Origin of the sequence: Caballeronia sp. LZ034LL (genome assembly GCF_031451215.1) — a bacterium.
Taxonomy (GTDB): Bacteria; Pseudomonadota; Gammaproteobacteria; order Burkholderiales; family Burkholderiaceae; genus Caballeronia.
Map to the genome: position 1 here is coordinate 1,913,848 of NZ_JARUXR010000001.1, position 18,100 is coordinate 1,931,947.

17 protein-coding genes are annotated in these 18,100 nt (G+C 65.2%); 11 read left to right on the forward strand and 6 right to left on the reverse strand.

Features of this window, described 5'->3' with window-relative positions; translation table 11 throughout:
* Positions 1 to 339 precede the first annotated feature (339 nt).
* From QCE83_RS08770 to QCE83_RS08785, 4 genes are all read left to right on the forward strand, one after another.
* A complete protein-coding gene (locus QCE83_RS08770; protein ID WP_309808791.1) occupies positions 340 to 1,122 on the forward strand; it encodes a tetratricopeptide repeat protein in 783 nt (260 codons plus the stop codon).
* A 168-nt stretch (positions 1,123 to 1,290) separates the two neighbouring features.
* Positions 1,291 to 1,872 (forward strand): peptidylprolyl isomerase, encoded by a 582-nt coding sequence (locus tag QCE83_RS08775; RefSeq protein ID WP_309808793.1) that lies wholly within the window; start codon positions 1,291 to 1,293, stop codon positions 1,870 to 1,872.
* Between the two features lie 89 nt (positions 1,873 to 1,961).
* A complete protein-coding gene (locus QCE83_RS08780; protein ID WP_309808795.1) occupies positions 1,962 to 2,453 on the forward strand; it encodes a peptidylprolyl isomerase in 492 nt (163 codons plus the stop codon).
* Positions 2,454 to 2,466: 13 nt separating this feature from the next.
* The gene (locus QCE83_RS08785; RefSeq protein WP_309808797.1) at positions 2,467 to 3,276 is read left to right on the forward strand and encodes a UDP-2,3-diacylglucosamine diphosphatase; all 810 of its coding nucleotides are present in this window, start codon (positions 2,467 to 2,469) and stop codon (positions 3,274 to 3,276) included.
* 4 nt (positions 3,277 to 3,280) lie between these two features.
* Here QCE83_RS08785 and cysE read toward each other — a convergent pair whose 3' ends face one another.
* Both cysE and QCE83_RS08795 read right to left on the reverse strand, forming a co-directional pair.
* Positions 3,281 to 4,114, reverse strand: a complete 834-nt coding sequence (cysE, locus tag QCE83_RS08790; protein ID WP_309811571.1) for a serine O-acetyltransferase — start codon at positions 4,112 to 4,114, stop codon at positions 3,281 to 3,283.
* Between the two features lie 185 nt (positions 4,115 to 4,299).
* A complete protein-coding gene (locus QCE83_RS08795) occupies positions 4,300 to 5,079 on the reverse strand; it encodes an RNA methyltransferase (protein WP_309808800.1) in 780 nt (259 codons plus the stop codon).
* A gap of 312 nt (positions 5,080 to 5,391) precedes the next feature.
* Here QCE83_RS08795 and QCE83_RS08800 point away from each other — a divergent pair, with 312 nt between their 5' ends.
* The 5 genes from QCE83_RS08800 (at position 5,392) to QCE83_RS08820 (ending at position 12,500) form a co-directional block, all read left to right on the forward strand.
* On the forward strand, positions 5,392 to 6,195 hold the full coding sequence (locus QCE83_RS08800) for an inositol monophosphatase family protein (RefSeq protein WP_309808802.1): 804 nt from the start codon (positions 5,392 to 5,394) through the stop codon (positions 6,193 to 6,195).
* Between the two features lie 174 nt (positions 6,196 to 6,369).
* Positions 6,370 to 7,668, forward strand: coding sequence for a lysophospholipid transporter LplT (gene lplT, locus QCE83_RS08805; RefSeq protein WP_309808803.1), 1,299 nt, complete (start codon positions 6,370 to 6,372; stop codon positions 7,666 to 7,668).
* Positions 7,669 to 7,833: 165 nt separating this feature from the next.
* Entirely contained in the window at positions 7,834 to 8,202 is a 369-nt protein-coding gene (locus QCE83_RS08810) for a glycine zipper domain-containing protein (RefSeq protein ID WP_309808806.1), read from the forward strand.
* Between the two features lie 304 nt (positions 8,203 to 8,506).
* The gene (gene mutS / locus QCE83_RS08815) at positions 8,507 to 11,221 is read left to right on the forward strand and encodes a DNA mismatch repair protein MutS (RefSeq protein WP_309811575.1); all 2,715 of its coding nucleotides are present in this window, start codon (positions 8,507 to 8,509) and stop codon (positions 11,219 to 11,221) included.
* Positions 11,208 to 12,500: a hypothetical protein gene (locus QCE83_RS08820; protein ID WP_309808808.1), complete on the forward strand. Its 1,293-nt coding sequence runs from the start codon at positions 11,208 to 11,210 to the stop codon at positions 12,498 to 12,500. The genes mutS and QCE83_RS08820 overlap by 14 nt, the downstream gene beginning before the upstream one ends.
* 57 nt (positions 12,501 to 12,557) lie before the next feature.
* On the opposite strand, the gene QCE83_RS08825 is transcribed toward QCE83_RS08820, so the two are convergent.
* The gene (locus tag QCE83_RS08825; RefSeq protein ID WP_309808810.1) at positions 12,558 to 13,109 is read right to left on the reverse strand and encodes a peptidylprolyl isomerase; all 552 of its coding nucleotides are present in this window, start codon (positions 13,107 to 13,109) and stop codon (positions 12,558 to 12,560) included.
* Positions 13,110 to 13,142: 33 nt separating this feature from the next.
* Here QCE83_RS08825 and QCE83_RS08830 point away from each other — a divergent pair, with 33 nt between their 5' ends.
* Positions 13,143 to 14,381, forward strand: a complete 1,239-nt coding sequence (locus QCE83_RS08830) for a JmjC domain-containing protein (RefSeq protein ID WP_309808812.1) — start codon at positions 13,143 to 13,145, stop codon at positions 14,379 to 14,381.
* Positions 14,382 to 14,661: 280 nt separating this feature from the next.
* On the forward strand, positions 14,662 to 14,916 hold the full coding sequence (locus tag QCE83_RS08835; RefSeq protein ID WP_244825575.1) for a hypothetical protein: 255 nt from the start codon (positions 14,662 to 14,664) through the stop codon (positions 14,914 to 14,916).
* 106 nt (positions 14,917 to 15,022) lie between these two features.
* On the opposite strand, the gene QCE83_RS08840 is transcribed toward QCE83_RS08835, so the two are convergent.
* From QCE83_RS08840 to dapA, 3 genes are all read right to left on the reverse strand, one after another.
* Positions 15,023 to 15,796 (reverse strand): MBL fold metallo-hydrolase, encoded by a 774-nt coding sequence (locus tag QCE83_RS08840; protein ID WP_309808815.1) that lies wholly within the window; start codon positions 15,794 to 15,796, stop codon positions 15,023 to 15,025.
* A gap of 37 nt (positions 15,797 to 15,833) precedes the next feature.
* Entirely contained in the window at positions 15,834 to 16,976 is a 1,143-nt protein-coding gene (gene bamC / locus QCE83_RS08845) for an outer membrane protein assembly factor BamC (RefSeq protein ID WP_309808819.1), read from the reverse strand.
* A gap of 187 nt (positions 16,977 to 17,163) precedes the next feature.
* Positions 17,164 to 18,090, reverse strand: coding sequence for a 4-hydroxy-tetrahydrodipicolinate synthase (gene dapA, locus QCE83_RS08850; protein WP_309808822.1), 927 nt, complete (start codon positions 18,088 to 18,090; stop codon positions 17,164 to 17,166).
* Positions 18,091 to 18,100 lie beyond the last annotated feature (10 nt).

Below are 18,100 nucleotides of genomic sequence, written 5' to 3' on the forward strand. Positions count from 1 at the left end.
CGGCGCCGCATGCACTGCTCGCGGGAACGAACCCGGAGACAAGAGGCAAGACGCGTGCGCGGGACGTGCAGACCTTTTGTTAGAATGGGTCGGAGTATAACACCGGGACTTGAGCCTATGAAAACCCCAGGCGGCCGGACAGCGGGCCTTGCAAGGCGCGTTCCGGGCCGGGCGCAAAGCCCGTTCGAAGCACCCGCCGAAGGGATTGTTTCAGGCTCCGTCACGGTTCGTGCGCCGAAGCTGCCGCCGGTTTTTTCGTTGCACGCTTTGGCCGCTTTCCGGCATCCTTCGCAGCATCAATCATTGAATCGATCCCAAGTGACTCATCGCTCAGCGCGCATGTCTTCGCCACTTTCCCGCCGGCTCGTGCCCGGGACCCTCAGTGCATTCGCGGCGCGCTCGCTCGCCGTGCTCGCGCTCTGCCTCGGCGGCTCGGGCGCCGCGTTCGCGCAGACCTCGCCCGCCACGCGCGACGATACGCCGCAAATCGACTCGGCCATTGCGAACAAGGACTGGAGCGCCGCGCTCACGCAACTCGATGCGCGCATCGCGAGCCATCCGCGCGACGTCCAGGCGAAGTTCAAGCGCGCCACCGTGCTCGCCCGCCTGAACCGCGACGACGACGCCATCGCCGCATTCACCGAGCTCACGCAGGCTTATCCCGAATTGCCGGAGCCGTACAACAACCTGGCCGCGCTCTATGCGAAGAAAGGCCGCTATGACGACGCGCGCGTGGCGCTCGAAACGGCGGTGAAGGCCAACCCCGGCTATGCGCTCGCCTACGACAATCTCGGCGACCTGTACCTGCGGCTCGCGAGCGAATCGTACAAGCGCGCGCAGACGCTCGGCTCGAAGAGCCCGCTCACGGCCCGGCGCATCACGGCCATCCAGAACATCTATACGCCGCCGGCGCGCAAGCGCGGGGCGGAGGCCGCGGCGGCATCGGGCGCTTCGGGCGCGGCAGCGGCGCGCGGCGCGGACGAATGGGCGCCGGCTTCAGGGTCAACCTCGGGAAGCAGCGCGACGTCGACGGTGCCCTCGCCCGACGATTACTCGCCCTTCGGCGGCCCGAGCAGCCCGCTGCCGAGCACGCCGTACATCGCGCCGAGCACGCGGCCTTGAGCGCACGGCACTGAGCACGCGCCGGTTCGGCATCCGGCGCGGCGCGCGGTAAGCTGTCGCCTCGCGGCACGGTTCCAACGCACTTCCGGCACCCTTCCGCCACGCCTGCTTCGCAAACCGGCTTTCGCGGCTGACGCATAGCAATCACCACACGAGGATCGATCCTTCATGAAATTCCTGATGCTGGCGCTTTCGAGCGCTGCCCTGATCGCGAGCGCGCCGTCGTTCGCCCAGCCCAACGCACAGGCAGCGCACCCCACCGTGCTCCTCAAGACCACGCAAGGCGACATCAAGGTCGAGCTGTATCCGGAAAAGGCGCCGAAGACGGTTGCGAACTTTCTGAGCTACGTGAAGTCCGGTCAATACAGCGGCACGATCTTTCATCGCGTGATTCCGGGCTTCATGATCCAGGGCGGCGGCTTCAGCACGAGTTTTGCTGAGAAGCCGACGCGCGCGCCGATCCCGCTCGAAAGCAAGAACGGCCTGAAGAACCTGACGGGCACCATCGCGATGGCGCGCACCAGCGACCCGAATTCGGCCACGGCCCAGTTCTTCATCAATACGGTCGATAATGCGGGTCTCGACTATCCGAGCCCGGACGGCAGCGGCTATGCCGTGTTCGGCAAGGTCGTGGCCGGGATGGATGTCGTGAAGAAGATCGAAGGAAGCCCGACCACCACGCGCGGCCCGATGCAGGACGTGCCGCAGAAGCCGACCGTCATCGAATCGGCAAGCGTGGTCTCGCAGTAATCCGCAACGCCCTTCGCGCCCGTGGCGCCGTCGTCATCAGGCCGCGCCACGGCCCCAATCAACATACTGGAACACTGGAGAACACAATCATGGTCGAACTGCATACGAACCACGGCGTCATCAAGATCGAACTGGATGCCGAGAAGGCGCCGAAGTCGGTGGAAAACTTCCTCAACTACGTGAAGAAGGGACACTACGACAACACCGTGTTCCACCGCGTGATCGACGGCTTCATGATTCAGGGCGGCGGCTTCGAGCCGGGCATGAAGCAGAAGCCGACCGACGCGCCGATCACCAACGAAGCCAACAACGGCCTGTCGAACAACAACTACACCGTCGCGATGGCCCGCACGAACGACCCGCATTCGGCCACCGCGCAGTTCTTCATCAACGTGAAGGACAACGACTTCCTGAACCACTCGTCGCCGACGCCGCAGGGCTGGGGCTACACCGTGTTCGGCCGCGTGGTCGAGGGCATGGACGTGGTCGACAAGATCAAGAAGGTGAAGACCGGCTCGAAGGGTTTCCATCAGGACGTGCCGGCGGACGACGTGGTGATCGAGAAGGCCGTGGTGGTCTGATCGCGGTCACTGCATGATCGCTACGAACGCGTCATTCGATCGCGGCGCAGCGGGAGCGGCGAAACAGCCGCGCCCGCTGTTTTTCATTTCCGACCTGCACTTGAGCGAGGCGCTGCCGAACACGGTCACGGCGTTCGAGCATTTCGTCGAGGTCACCGCGAACGAGGCGGATTCCGTCTTCATTCTCGGCGACCTGTTCGAATTCTGGATCGGCGACGACATCCTCGATGCGCCCTCGTCCCACCCGCGCGCGGCCTTCGCGCGCCGCATGACGCGGCTGATGCATACGCTGTCGGAACGCGGCATCGGGCTGTATGTGATGCACGGCAACCGCGACTTCCTGCTCGGTCCGCGCTTCATGAAGGACGCCGGCGCCATGCTGCTGCCCGAGCCGTTCGTCATTACGGGCTTCGGCAAGCGCATCGTGCTCGCGCACGGCGACGGACTCTGCACCGCCGATCGCGGCTACCAGGCCTTCCGCGCGCTCGCGCGCAACCGCATTGCGCAGCGCCTGTTTCTCGCGTTGCCGCTCGAGACGCGCATGGGCATCGGCCAGCGCATGCGCACGAAGAGCACGCAGCGCGAAGGCGGCCGCATGGCGGGCGCCGCGCCCAAATACGACGTCACGAAGAAGGCCGTCTCCGAGCTGTTCATCGGGAGCCACACGCATACGCTGATTCACGGGCACACGCACCGCCCGGCGATGCATCGCGAGGTCGAAGGCGTGCGCTGGGTGCTGCCCGACTGGGAACTCGATGTCGCGGCGCCGCGCGGCGGCTATCTGCGTCTGGACGAACAGGGCCTGCGCGCGCTGCCGCTGTGACGGGTCAGCGGGCAGTGTCCGCCGTTGTTTGCACGGCGGCGGCGCTGGTCTTGCCGTCCATCGACGTGCACAGGCGCTTGAGGTCGATGAGCGCCGCGCCGTCCGCCGGATTCAGCGCTTCCATGCGCGCGCCGAGCCGCTCCAGCGCCGCGACCATCTCGTCGATGCGCTGTGTCTGCGTCGAGGCGTGATCGATCAGGCCGTGGATGGCGAGGGACATGGGATCGTCGGCGTTCGGCGTGATGCCGTAGGCGCAGAAGCCGTCGCGCGCCGGCGCTTCGGCCGGCTTCCTGCCGACCGCCGGCATCACGATGCGCGCCGGATTGCCGACCGCCGTGCCGCCTGCCGGCACCGGCTTCACCACCACGGCATTCGAGCCGATCTTCGCCTCCGCACCCACCGTAAAGCCGCCGAGCACCTTCGCCCCGGCCCCGACGATCACGCCGCGCTCAAGCGTCGGATGACGCTTCGCGCCGCGCGTGAGCGAAGTGCCGCCGAGCGTCACGCCCTGATAGATGGTGCAGTCGTCGCCGATTTCCGCGGTTTCGCCGATCACGACGCCCATGCCGTGATCGATGAACACGCGCCGGCCGAGCGTCGCACCCGGATGGATCTCGATGCCGGTGAGAAAGCGCGCGACCTGCGACACGAAACGCGCGAGCCAGCGCCATTGGCCGCGCCAGCACGCGTGCGCGAACCGATGCAGCACGATGGCGTGCAGCCCCGGATAACAGGTCACGACTTCCCATGCGCTGCGGGCGGCGGGATCGCGCTCGCGGATGGCGGCGATGTCTTCGCGAAGTCGGTCGAACATGGCGAGGTCTCGATTGAGGGACAGGGACAGGGACAAAGGCAAGGACGGAGCCCGCGCCGTTCCGTGCGGCGGCTGCCTGCATAGCACGGAACGCGCAAAGCTTATATCGGCTCGGGCCGTTTTCCGGCGATTGTAGGACGAGCGCGCGGAGTCTGCCGCGATGCCCACGATGCGAATGCGGTCGGCCGGTCCTTCCTCGGGTCTGGCAACTACGCCTTGCGATCCTTCCCCGCCTGCAGCAGCACGTGCTTGGCGATGCCGCGCAGGATGTTGACTTCCTCGTGCTCCAGCCCGGAGCGCGCGAACATCCGCCGCACGCGCGACATCAGCTTCTTCGGGTTGGCCGGATCGAGAAATGCCAGCGCGACCAGCGCTTCTTCAAGATGCGCATACATGCCCTCGATTTCTTCGCTGGACGCGCCCTGCCCCGCCGTTTCGACGAGCGCGAGCGGGCTGGCAGGCGCCTGGAACGCGAGACGCAGTTCGTACGCCAGCACCTGCACGGCCTGCGCGAGGTTGAGCGAGCTGTAGGCCGGATTGGCCGGGATATGGGCGAGCGCGCTGCAGCGTTCGACATCGGCATTCGAGAGCCCGGTGCGCTCGTTGCCGAACACGAGTGCGATGTCGCCGTGCCGCACGAATTCGTGGACACGCTCGGCCAGCGCGCGGGGCGGCATCTGCGGCGGACCGTATTCGCGGGTGCGCGCCGTCAGCGCGACCGACCAGCGGACGCCGGTGAGCGCATCGGCGAGTGTGTCGACGACGTGCGCGGAGGCGAGCACGTCATCGGCGCCGGAAGCCATTGCGATGGCTTCCGGCGTGTTCTTCACGTCCGCGACGCGCGGCGCGACGAGCACGAGGCGCGCGAAACCCATGGTCTTGAGCGCGCGCGCGGCCGCGCCGACATTGCCCGGATGACTCGGTTCGACGAGGACGAAGCGGGTGGAGGTAAAACCGTCGGCGGGCGGGAGGTGATCGTTGGTGTCCAAGGCGCGGTTCGTGCTGAGTAAGCTAAACAAGCTGAGTAAAAGGCCGGAAATGGAGCATTCGAGCCCGTCATGTTAACGCGCTTTTGTCGGCCGGCCGACGCGCGGGCTGCATGACGCATGCCGAGGCGCGGCCCGAGGCCTAGTTTCGGGTAAAATGGCGCCCTCGCGCGTCGTGAATGGCGGCCGGATTCACTCCGACTGTCTTGCGGCCGCCTCGCTCTTATTCAATTCGTCTTTCGTCGACAGTCGTTGTCGCCAACTTTTTCGCCTGCGCGTGGGTTCGAACGCGCCGGCGGCCAGAGGATTTCGCTCATGCATCCGATGCTCAATATCGCTGTCAAGGCCGCGCGCCGCGCCGGACAGATCATCAACCGCGCGTCGCTGGACCTGGACCGCATCCAGATCAGCAAGAAACAGCACAACGACTTCGTGACGGAAGTCGACAAGGCGTCCGAAGCCGCGATCATCGAGACGCTGACCACCGCCTATCCCGACCACTCCATCCTCGCCGAAGAATCCGGCGAAACCGAGCGCGAGTCCGAGTTCCAGTGGATCATCGACCCGCTCGACGGCACCACCAACTTCATTCACGGCTTCCAGTATTACTGCGTATCGATTGCGCTCGCGCACAAGGGCGTGGTGCAGCAGGCCGTCGTCTATGATCCGACCCGCAACGACCTGTTCACCGCCTCGCGCGGCCGCGGCGCGTATCTGAACGAGCGCCGGATTCGCGTCGGCAAGCTGGACCGGCTGTCGGACGCGCTGGTCGGCACGGGCTTCCCGTTCCGCGACGGCCAGGGCCTCAACGCCTACATGCGCATGTTCAGCGAGATGACGCTGTCGTGCGCGGGCCTGCGCCGTCCGGGCGCGGCGGCGCTGGACCTCGCGAACGTCGCGGCGGGCCGGCTCGACGGTTTCTTCGAGCAGGGCATCCATCCGTGGGACGTCGCGGCGGGCAGCCTGATCGTCACCGAAGCGGGCGGTCTGGTCGGCAACTACACGGGCGAATCGGACTTCCTGTTCAAGAACGAGATCGTCGCAGCGAACCCGAAGGTGTACGCGCAGATGATCAAGATCCTCGACATGTACTCGCGCACGCGCCTGACCGGCGAATAAGCCGTACCCAGGCCGCGCCGCGCTTTTTCCGCAGGTTTCCGCACGCGCGCCGGGTCTGCATCGATCGCGGGGCTCCGTTACGATGCACTCTTTTGCCCCGGCCGCATCGGGCGATGCGCGTCCCGTCTGCGCTGTGCTTCGGGACCGCGCGCCGAGCCTGCCATCGAGCCCGTCATGAAAAAAGGCTTTTACACGATCATCGCCGCGCAGTTCGTCTCGTCGCTCGCCGACAATGCGCTCCTGATCGCCGCCATCGCCATGCTCGCCGTCGTGCAGTCGGCGCCCTGGGTCACGCCGCTGCTGCAGATCTTTTTCACCGTTTCCTACGTGGTGCTCGCGCCCTTCGTCGGCGCGTTTGCGGACGCCATCCAGAAGCGCCACGTCATGTTCATCTCGAACGCGCTGAAGGCGGCCGGCTGCGCGCTGATGATCGCAGGCGTGCATCCGATGATCGCGTACGGCGTCGTGGGTCTCGGCGCGGCGGCCTATTCGCCCGCGAAATACGGCATCCTCACCGAACTCCTGCCGCCGCAGAAACTGATCGCGGCCAATGCGTGGCTCGAATCCGCGACGGTCGGCTCGACGATCCTCGGCACCGTGATCGGCGGCGCGCTCGTGAGCCAGGTGGTCACGCACTGGGTCGCGCAGGCGCACGTGCCCTTCGTGCACACCGCCGCGCACGCCGCGCTGTTCACCGTGATGCTGATCTATGCGTCGGCGGCGGCGATCAACGCGTTCATTCCCGATACCGGCGCGCGCTATCCGAACCTGCTGAACCAGCCGACCCGTCTCGTGCATGACTTCTCGCACTGCTTCAAGGTGCTGTGGAAAGACCGGCTCGCACAGATCGCGCTGTGGGTCACGACGCTGCTGTGGGGCGCCGCCGTCACGCTGCAACTGCTGGTGCTCAAGTGGGCCGACGCGAACCTCGGGCTGTCGCTGTCGAAGGCGGCCGTGCTGCAGGGCATCACGGGCGTGGGCATCGCGCTCGGAGCGGCGGCGGCATCCGCGTGGATCGTGCTGCGCCAGTCGCTGAAGGTGCTGCCGGTGGGCGTGCTGATCGGCGCGGTATCGGTGGCGATGGCCTTCTACAACAAGGATCTGTTTCCGGCCGGCGCGGGCGTGCATATCGGGCCGTGGTTCGCGCCCGCCTACATCCTGATGGCCTATCCGCTGATGATCGCGCTGGGCGGCCTGTCGGGCTTCTTCATCGTGCCGATGAACGCGATCCTGCAGCATCGCGGCGCCACCCTGCTGTCGGCGGGACATTCCATCGCGGTGCAGAACTTCAACCAGAACCTCGCCGTCCTGGCGATGCTCGGCGCCTACGCAGTGCTGCTGACCATCCAGGTGCCGGTGCAGTGGATCATCGTCGTCTTCGGCCTGTTCGTCTGCCTGATGATGGCGCTCGCGATGCGCCGCCACGCCCGCAACGATCGCGAAGTGGACTTGGGCGCGATGGTCGAGGAATGATCCTTGCTGATTCGATGAATCTGGATTCGCCGGCCCCGCGCGCAACCGGTCGACAAGCCTGCGCGGGGCGACAAACGAACGGTCGTCAGGCGGTTGAGATAAATCGTGGCAGGCGGCGAATCCGGCGCTAATCTTATTCGGCAACGTCAATAAAGGAGCAAGGAAATGGGATTGTTCACACGTTCGACGCTCGACAGCAAAATCAATGGCGCAGCCAACGTCGGCGAGCGCGCAGTGCGCGGTGCGAGCGACGCGGTCGATACGGCCAGCAGCCAGTTGCGCAGCCTGCTCGATGATCTGGAAAGCTCGATTCACGGCGCGAAGGACATCGACGCCGACAAGCTGCGGCGCGACCTGCAAGCGAAGCTGAAGTCGGCGCGTTCGCAGATGAATGGCGCGAGCAGCGTGTTCTCGGGCAAGCTCGGCGACGCAGCCGGCTACGCCGATGAATTCGTGCATGACAAGCCCTGGCACACGCTGGGGGCAGTGGCGGGACTCGCGCTGCTGGTGGGATTCCTGGCCGCGCGTGCATAGTGCAGTCCGTGCAGTCCGCACCTCGTTGATGACCGCAGGGACGATGCGCTTCGTCCCTGCCTCTCCTTGCTTGCTGAGACCTGCTCGCGTTCTATCCGCGTTCCATCCAGGCATGCCTTCGCCTTCCGGCTGCAAACATCCCTAGGCCATCCGGCCGACTCCGCCCGTCCTTCCCAACAGGTTAAACTCATGCCCTGTCGGTGGTAACCGTTCATCACGGGTCGCCATCGCCGTTATCCGCCGTCCGCGGCGGGCGCACGTTGCGTCCGGCCGTCGGCACGTTCCGGCTTTCACAGCACGCATGATGGGCAATCACACGGCAACTTCCGACTCCTCCAGCGAAACCGCCACGCCTGCGGACCTGTCGCAACACACGCCGATGATGCAGCAGTATCTGCGCATCAAGGCGGAGCATCCCGGCACGCTGGTGTTCTACCGCATGGGCGACTTCTACGAGCTGTTCTTCGAGGACGCCGAGAAGGCCGCGCGCCTGCTCGATCTCACGCTCACCCAGCGCGGCGCGTCCGGCGGCAATCCCATTCGCATGGCGGGCGTGCCGCATCACGCGTGCGAGCAGTATCTCGCCAAGCTCGTGAAGCTCGGCGAGTCGGTGGCGATCTGCGAGCAGATCGGCGATCCGGCCACCTCGAAAGGGCCCGTCGAACGCAAGGTCATGCGCGTGGTCACGCCGGGCACGCTGACCGACGCCGCCCTGCTCTCCGACAAAAGCGACGTCTATCTGCTTGCGCTCTGCCCCATCCATAACCGGCGCGGCGTGGTCACGAGCGTCGGGCTCGCGTGGCTCAATCTGGCGAGCGGCGCGCTGCGTCTCGCGGAAGTCGCGAGCGCTCAAGTGGGCGCGGCGCTGGAACGCATCCGCCCCGCTGAGACGCTGGTCGCGGATTCGATCACGGACCTGCAAAGCTCGCTCGGCGTGACGAATCTCGGCGCGAATCACGTCGCCATCACCCGGGTGCCGGCCTGGCATTTCGATGTCGGCTCGGGCACGCAACGCCTGCGCGACCAACTGGATGTCGCGAGCCTCGACGGCTTCGGCGCACAGACCCTCACCTGCGCGTGCGGGGCAGCCGGCGCGTTGCTGCTCTATGCGGCGGCGACCCAGGGCCAGCAGTTGCGCCACGTGCGCAGCCTGAAGGTGGAATACGAGTCGGAATACATCGGGCTGGATCCGGCCACGCGGCGCAATCTCGAACTGACCGAGACGCTGCGCGGCACCGAATCGCCTACCTTGTTCTCCCTGCTCGACACCTGCTGCACGACCATGGGCAGCCGTCTGCTGCGCCACTGGCTGCATCATCCGCCGCGCGATGCCGCCATCGCGCAGGCACGTCAACAGGCCATCGGCGCGCTCCTCGAAGCGCCCGCCGCCAGCAGCCTGGACACGTTGCGCACGGCGCTGCGCCGGGTGTCGGACATCGAACGCATCACCGGGCGCCTCGCGCTGCTTTCGGCACGTCCGCGCGACCTGTCGAGCCTGCGCGACACCTTCGCCGCGCTGCCGGAACTGCGTGCGCAGGTCGCGGGCGTATCGGCGCATGCGAGCGCGCTGGAACGCGTCACCGCCGCGCTCGAACCGCCGCACGAATGTCTCGACCTGCTGACCAGCGCCATCGCGCCCGAACCGGCCGCGCTGATCCGCGACGGCGGCGTCATCGCGCGCGGCTACGATCCCGATCTCGACGAACTGCGCGACATCTCGGAGAACTGCGACCAGTTCCTGATCGATCTCGAAGCACGCGAGCGCGAGCGCACCGGCATTGCCAATCTGCGCGTCGAATACAACAAGGTGCATGGCTTCTATATCGAAGTGACGCGCGGCCAGACGGACAAGGTGCCCGACGACTATCGCCGCCGCCAGACGCTGAAGAACGCCGAGCGCTATATCACGCCCGAGCTGAAGACCTTCGAGGACAAGGCGCTGTCCGCGCAGGAACGCGCCCTCGCCCGCGAACGCGCGCTGTACGAGGCGTTGCTGCAGAACCTGCTGCCCTTCATCGCGGACTGCCAGCGCGTGGCCGGCGCGCTCGCCGAGCTGGACCTGCTGTGTGCGTTCGCCGAACGCGCCCGTGCGCTCGACTGGGTTGCGCCGCAGTTTTCGGCCGAAGCGGGCATCGATATCGAACAGGGACGGCATCCGGTGGTCGAGGCGCAGGTCGAGCAGTTCATCGCCAACGACTGTTGCCTGAGCCAGGATCGCAAGCTCCTGCTGATCACCGGGCCGAACATGGGCGGCAAGTCCACGTTCATGCGCCAGACCGCGCTGATCGCGCTGATGGCCTATGTGGGCAGCTACGTGCCCGCGAAGCGCGCGCGCTTCGGCGCGCTGGACCGCATCTTCACGCGCATCGGCGCCGCCGACGACCTCGCCGGCGGCCGCTCCACCTTCATGGTCGAGATGACCGAAGCCGCCGCGATCCTCAACGATGCCAGCGCGTCGAGCCTCGTGCTGATGGACGAGATCGGCCGCGGCACCTCGACCTTCGACGGTCTCGCGCTCGCGTGGGCCATCGCGCGGCATCTGCTCACGCACAACGCCTGCTACACGCTGTTCGCCACGCACTACTTCGAACTCACGCAACTGCCGAGCGAGTTCGCGCAGGCAGCGAACGTGCATCTCTCGGCGGTCGAGCACGACCACGGCATCGTGTTCCTGCATGCCGTCAGCGAAGGACCGGCCAACCAGAGCTACGGCCTGCAAGTCGCGCAACTCGCGGGCGTGCCGTCGGCGGTGATCCGCGCGGCGCGCAAGCATCTGGTGCTGCTGGAGCAGCAGTCCATCAACCAGCCCACCCCACAGTTCGATCTCTTCGCGAGCCAGCCCTATGCGCCGTATGAAGACGAAGCGGAAGCGTCGCCGGAACCCGTCGAAGCGCCCGAGCATCCGGTGATCGCGAAGCTGCGCGGATTCGATCCGAACGACCTGCGTCCCCGCGACGCGCTCGATCTGCTCTACGAACTGCACGAGCTGGCGAATGCGCCGCCGGATGACGCGCGTTGAGCGTGCCGGATTCTCGCGCCTCTCTCATGCGCCTCGTCTGACCGGCGCGGCCGTGCTGCTGGCCGCGCTCATGTGGAGCGTCGGCGGGCATGCGCAGGCCAGCGGGCCGCTCGGTTTCGCGGTGCTCGCCGACGCCCTCTCGCGCCCCGCCGACGAAGCCCCGGTGCGCCGCATGCTCGATGTCATCGGGCGCGACAGCAACGTCGCGTTCATCGTCTACGACGGCAACTTCAAGGGCAGCGCCGAAGCGTGTCGCGACAGCATCTATCAGTCGCGGCATGACTTGCTGGATGCGTCGCGCACGCCGGTGATCGTCCTGCTGGGCCAGCACGACTGGGCCGATTGCGGCCAGGCTCACGCAGGCGGCTATGATCCCGTCGAACGGCTGGACTTCGTGCGCCAGCTGTTCTTCGCCGATGCCAACGCGCTCGGCCAGACACCGCTCACGCTGTCGCGCCAAAGCGATGTCGCGCGCTTTCGCACCTTCCGCGAAATCGTGCGCTGGCAGTCGCAGGGCGTTGCGTTCATCGGCCTGAATGTGCCGAGTCCGAACAATCACTATCTGACCGCGGGCGGACGCAACGGCGAGTTCGAAGACCGCGCCGTCGCCACCAGTTTCTGGCTCGAACACGCGGCGGAGACCGCGCGGCGCACGGAGATGCGTGCGCTCGTCATCCTGCTGCAGGGCGATCCGGATTTCTCGCGCTATGAACGGCGTGAACGTTTTGCATGGCTGCGCTTTTCGCGTTCGAACCAGCCGCGCGATGGCTTCCTCGAACTCAAGCGCAGTCTCGTCAAAGCTGCCGAAACGTTTCGCGGGCCGGTCATCGTGATCCACACTACGGATGCGTCCGAGCCCACCGGCTTCCACATCGACCAGCCGTTGCGCAACGACAAAGGACTGATCGTCACGAACCTGACGCGTGTGGCCATCGCGTTCAGCAAGCCGCAATCGCAATGGCTCGACGTACAGACCGATGCGCAATGGCATCCGCCGTTCCGTCTGCGCATGCGTACCGTGAACGGAGCGGCCAGCGCGGACACCAGTGCGCCGTCGGGCGCGTCGGACCTGGCGTATCCGGCGCCGCAATCGCAATCGACGCTGCCCGCGCTGCCGCGCGACGACTTGCCCGAAGCGTTGCCCGCGCCGTCGACCATGCCCTTGCCCGCGTCCGATCTGCCGCCCATCCTGACGCCGCCGCAGTCCATGCCGCCCATCTATCCGATGCCGGCCTCGAACGTGCAGAACGGCACGGCGCCGAACTCGCTGAACAAATAAAAAAAGCGCAGCCGAAGCTGCGCTTTCTTCATCGATGAGTGGTCTTGCGCCGCGCGCTCAATGCAGCGTCGGGCCCGCGTCCTTGCGCGGTTCGTTATCGTCTTCTTCGTCGTCTTCATCGACGACTTGCAGTCCATCCGCGCCATGCGCGTGCTGATGTTCGATCTCGTCATCCGTGGCGTCGCGCACTTCCTGCACCGACAGCGCGAAACGCAAGGCCATGCCCGCGAGCGGATGATTGCCGTCCAGCACGACCTTGTCTTCGGCGACGTCGGTGACGGTGTAGATCAGCGAGTCGAGTTCGTCGTCCGCATCCTCCGGCGTGCCTTCGAACTGCATGCCCACTTCCAGCGGCTCGGGAAAGCGGCTGCGCTCTTCGATCTTCACGAGCTCGGGATCGTACTCGCCGAATGCGTCCTGCGGCTCGAGCTGGATGAGCGTTTCGAAGCCGGCTTCATGGCCGGCCAGCGCTTCCTCGATCTTGGGGAACGTGCCATCATAGCCGCCGTGCAGATAGACCATCGGCTCGTCGCTTTCCTCGATCAGATTGCCTTGCGCATCCGATAGCTTGTACGCGACCGAAACGACTTTGTCTTTCGCAATTTTCATTGGATCCTCCAAGATACAAGACTCGATTATACGATGCCCAAGCGGCCACACCACGCCAGTCCATCCCCCCGTTCCACCCCGCCCGGGCACACCCGTGCGCCCTTGCCGGACGAGCTCACACCCCTGTTGGGCAACCGCACGCCGCGGCAGTTCATGCGGCGCTACTGGCAGAAAAAGCCGCTGCTGATCCGTCAGGCGTTCCCCGGTCTTGCCGCTCCGCTGCCGCGCGACGAACTGTTCGCCCTCGCCGATCTCGACGACGTCGAGTCGCGTCTCATCACCCATTTTCGCGACAAATGGGACATGGAGCACGGGCCGTTCGCGCCTGACGAACTGCCATCGGTAAAAAAGCGTGAATGGACGCTGCTCGTGCAAGGCGCGAACCTGCACGACGACCGCGCCCATGCGCTGATGAACCAGTTCCGTTTTATTCCGGATGCGCGTCTCGATGATCTGATGATCTCCTACGCCACCGATGGCGGCGGTGTCGGTCCTCACTTCGACTCCTACGATGTGTTCCTGTTGCAGGTGCATGGCAAGCGCCGCTGGCGCATTGGCAAACAGCGCGATCTTTCGCTAAAACCCGGACTTCCGTTGAAAGTTTTACAGCACTTCGAGCCTGAAGAGGAATGGCTGCTGGAGCCCGGCGACATGCTCTATCTGCCGCCGCACGTCGCGCACGACGGCATTGCGGAAGGCGAATGCATGACGGCGTCCATCGGCTTTCGCGCGCCTTCGGAGCATGAACTCACGGCGCAGTTCCTCTATCACCTGGCTGAACGTGCCGGCGAAACAGCCGATAGCGCCCGCGCGGGCGCACGTTATCGCGACCCTGCTCAAGAGCCCGTGGCGAACCCGGGCGCGCTGCCTGGACTGTTGAAGGAGCGTGTAGGCGCGATCCTTGCGAACATCGACTGGAATGAAAAGGACATCGCTGCGTTTCTGGGCACTTATTTGAGCGAGCCGAAGGCGAATGTCGTGTTCGATTCGCCGGAACGCGCGTTGAATGAAGAGCGCTTCGTTGAACGCGCAAAAAAGACGGGCGTAAAGCTGGATAGAAAGGCCATTTTGCTCTATGACCAGAAGTCATATTTCGTAAATGGCGAGGCAGCATCGTTATCGCCGAAGCTGAAAAAGTGGCTCCCTGAATTGGCCGATTCAAGGCATCTGGAGGCGAAACGCTTTGTAACACTTACAGACGATTCGACAATGACAGCGTTGCTGCACGAATGGTATCGTGCGGGCTGGATTCAACTAGGCGCTTGGGCTTGACAGGCTTGGCTCGACGAGGCTTCCAAACACGCTGTGAAACATGCTGCGAATGCTAGAATACGGCGTTCCGCAATATGAAAGTTTGTATGAGAAAGACAACGTATCGGCCCCCGATTTATCGACGGTCGTTGCGAAAGTGCCTATAATTTCCGGCCAAGCCGTAGGAAGTCTCACACCAAAAAAGAATTGTGAGTCTCCACAGCGGCCCAGGTCGGTGTTGGAGCACACATTACCGGTACTTTGCGCTGTTGCTTACCTTTAACCATAAAAGGACGTGATCATGAAGAAATCCCTCCTCGTAGCATCCCTGTTGGCTGCTGTTGCTCTTGCTGCATGCAACAAGTCTAGCGATTCGGCTGCTCCGAGCGCTGCAAGCGATACGTCGGCTGCTTCGGCACCGGCTGCTGCCGCTTCGGACGCAAACGCTGCAGCATCGAGCGCTTCGGCCGCTGCAAGCGACGCAGCTTCGGCTGCTGGCGCTGCTTCGGACGCTGCGGCTTCGTCGGCTGCTCCGGCATCGGGCGCAAGCCAGTAAGGCTTCAGGCGCTATGCCCCCGCAGGTCGCTCGACGCGGCCTGCAAACGAAAAAACCGGCTCTCGAGCCGGTTTTTTTATGCTTGCTTCATGTCGCGCGTGGCACGCTATAACGCCAGCCAGTCGAAGCCTTCCGTCTGCGTGGCCACGACCACCTCGAGCGCCGACGCCCCCAGCACCGCCGCGAGCGCCGCCTGCGCCAGATGCGGCTGATTGTTCTGCTGACTCAAATGAGCGGCCACGAGATGACGCAGCTTCGATCGATCCAGCGAAGCGAGAATGGCCGCGGCCGCGTCGTTATTCAGGTGTCCGTGCGTTCCGCCGATACGCGCCTTCAGCGAAGGCGGATAACGGCTCGCCGCGAGCATCGCGAGATCGTGATTGGATTCGAGCACGAGTGCGTCGCACCCGCTCAGCATGTTCGTGATATGCGGCGTTGAAACGCCCACGTCGGTGAGCACGCCCAGGCGGCTGGCGCCATCGGAGAAGACGTATTGCAGCGGCTCGCGGGCATCGTGCGGCACGGTGTACGGCAACACGCTCAGATCGCCGATGGCCACCCGCTCGTCGCCCCACAGCACGTTCAGCTCGACCTTGCCTCCATCGGCGCCGATCGCGCGCGCCGTGCCCCAGCTCATGTGCAACGGAATGGAGAACTTGCGCGCCAGCGTCATCGCGCTGCCGATGTGATCCGTATGCTCGTGCGTGATGACGATGGCATCGAGATCTTCGGCGCGGCAATCGAGCCGCGCGAGACGCCGCTCGATCTCCTTCGCGGAGAAGCCGCAGTCGAGCAGCACGCGCGTCGTGGTGGTGCCGCACGACGCCTCGACGAGCAATGCATTGCCTTCGCTGCCGCTGCCCAGACTGGCGAATCTCACGATGCAACCTTGATCAACTGAAGTCCTGCACGTATGGCTAGTTCAACTGTGCGTGAAGCAGCGAGACGATGCGCTGTGCATCGGACGATGTGTCCGGCTGCCCGTTCGCATCGACGACGCCGATCTGCGTGACCGCGTCCGCCTTCGGCTTCACGTTGACGAGGAACTGGCGCGTCGGCTTCGGCGTGTTGCTCGAAAAGAACTTGCCGAACAGGCCGTCTTTCTTGAGCTCGGCCATCGAGTCCGAGTAATGCACGTAGTAGATGCCCTTTTCGCGATCGCGATTGTCGACCGTGAAGTTCGTGCGATCGAGTGCCAGGCCCACGCGCAGCCACGCGCGATCGAAGGGCTCGGCGAGATCGAGCGACGTGCCGCCCGCGCCCGGATCCACCGCCACCTTCGCACCGGCCGGCCGTGCATCGGCGATCAGCTGCTTCGACTGATCTTCGGTGAGCCCGAACTTCTGCATCAGCTTCGTGAGGACCGCCGCTTCGAGCGCCGGATTGCGCGGACGCGTTTCCCAGCGCGAGCCGGTCTTGTCCTGACCGGTCAGCACTTCTTCCATCGCGCTGTGCGTGATGGAGATGTCCGTGGAGCCGTCCTGCGCGCGGTCCACCTGGGTGCGGAACATGTCGCGCGTGCCCGACGAATACGCAAAATCGATCAGCTTGCCCACGCTGTTCCTGAACCAGTCGTTCGGAATGTTGGCGCGATTCTCGGCCCAGTCGGTCGCCATGATGCCGGTGGCGGGCGCGTCGGTCTTGAGCGTGAAGCCGTTCTCCTGCCAGAACTCCTTGAGCGGGTCCCAGATCTGGTCGGGCGAACGGCCGTCGACGACAAGCCAGCGGCGATCGCCGTCCTTCTCGACATGCATGCCGTACGGATCCTGCGTGTTCGGCACGCCGAGCGTCGCGTTGCCGGCCGGCGTGACCGAACGCTCGGCGGCGCCGCCCAGCGCGTTGATCTTCGGCGGCGCGGCGTAGCGCTGGCTGATGTTGGCCGTGGTCAGGTCCGAGGGCACGTTGAGCGACGGCGCGGTTTCAGCAGCCTTGTAGTTGACGCGGTCCGGCGCGAGCCAGTCGTTGAGCGTATCGCAACCGGCGAGGGCAAACACGGCGCTGGCGCCAAGCGACAGCACGCTCAGGCGTTTGGCATGAACAAGAAGAGCGGAACGTTTCATGAGGTCCTTCGTTGCTGCTGATGACGCTTGGGTCCTGGCGCCGATCCCGCTCGGGCCGAGCGGTTCATCGGGACCGGCCGATGAGGCCAAGGAGCGTGGGTTGATGACGGAGGCAGTGTTTCATGTCGATCGACTGCGGCGGCGTGGCGATCACGTGACGGTGACCCTGGCGCGCCGCCGCATGCGATCAGCCGAGCAGCCCGGAGTCGCGCAGCGCGTCGCGCACGACGTCGTGGAAGCGCGCATCGAGCGGCGTGAGCGGCAGACGGATGCCGTGCTGCATGTGGCCCAGTTCGGCGAGCGCCCACTTGGCCGGAATCGGATTCGATTCGCAGAAGAGCTGTTTGTGCAGCGACAGCAACTGCATGTGGATGCGGCGCGCGGTGACCGCGTCGCCTTCGAGCGCCGCGCGGCACAGCTGGCTCATGGCCTTCGGCGCGACGTTGGCCGTCACCGAGATGTTGCCGTGGCCGCCCAGCAGCATCAGCGCGATGGCCGTGGGGTCGTCGCCGCTATAGATGCCGAAGTGCGCCGGCGCGTGCTTGATCAGGTGCGCGGCGCGGTCGATGTTGCCCGTCGCTTCCTTCACGCCGATGATGCCCGGCACTTGCGCCGCGCGCAGGATGGTTTCGTTGCTCATGTCCGCGACCGTGCGGCCGGGGACGTTGTAGAGGATCACGGGCAGGTCGACGGCTTCGGCGATCGCCTTGAAATGGCGATAGATGCCTTCCTGCGTCGGCTTGTTGTAATACGGGACGACTTGCAGCGTGGCGTCGGCGCCGACCTTCTTCGCGTGCTTCGAGAGTTCGATGGCTTCGGCGGTGGAGTTGCCGCCCGCGCCCGCGATGATCGGAAAGCGCTTGGCCGCGTGCTCGACGGCCGTCTGGATCATCAGGATGTGTTCCTCGACCGACAGCGTGGCGGATTCGCCGCTCGTGCCCACCACGACGAGACCGTTCGAACCTTGTTCGACATGCCAGTCCACCAGTTTTCGGAACGCCGGCAGGTCGAGACTACCGTCCTCGTGCATCGGGGTAACGATGGCAGGAATGCTGCCGCGGATCTGAAGGCCGCCCTGGTTGGTGCCGCTTGTGCCGCTTGTGCCGTTTGTCATGAAACTCTAT